Here is a 455-nt window from a genome sequence, read left to right on the forward strand (position 1 = left end):
ATAATGCTTCACAATTTTTTGATTTTGAAAACTTATTCGTTGTCCTTCGCCTAGAAAAAGAAATCGAATATTTAAATCATTCTATTGAAAACGAAGATTGTACTAAAAATAGAAAACAGACGCGTAAGAAAAGAACTGAAATTAAAAAGTTCAAAGAAAAATTGCTGTAGAGTCTGTTTTTGGATTTATGAATGCTATTTTGGGCTTCACTAGAATGTCAGTTCGAGGGATAAATAAAGTTAAACGAGAGCTAGATTTTGTATTAATGTTACTTAACTATAAGGGAAATAGCAACTCAACGAGCTGTATATTATCAAATACATTTAAGGCTGATTTCTATTAATTATTTGATACAAATCAGTTTTTTTACATTTCTTAAGAAATTTATGTCCCAGAATCATATTCATTTATACATATGCAATTTTCAATTTTTATTTGCAACTTCAGCAATTGCT

1 pseudogene is annotated in these 455 nt (G+C 27.5%); it reads left to right on the plus strand.

From position 1 onward, the window contains the following. Nucleotides 1-151 precede the first annotated feature (151 nt). Nucleotides 152-329, plus strand: a pseudogene (locus tag DVK05_RS16580) (transposase); the annotation flags it as partial. Between the last annotated feature and the right edge of the window lie 126 nt (nucleotides 330-455).

Origin of the sequence: Halorubrum sp. Atlit-8R, from assembly GCF_003666025.1 — an archaeon.
Classification (GTDB): domain Archaea; phylum Halobacteriota; class Halobacteria; order Halobacteriales; family Haloferacaceae; genus Halorubrum; species Halorubrum salinarum.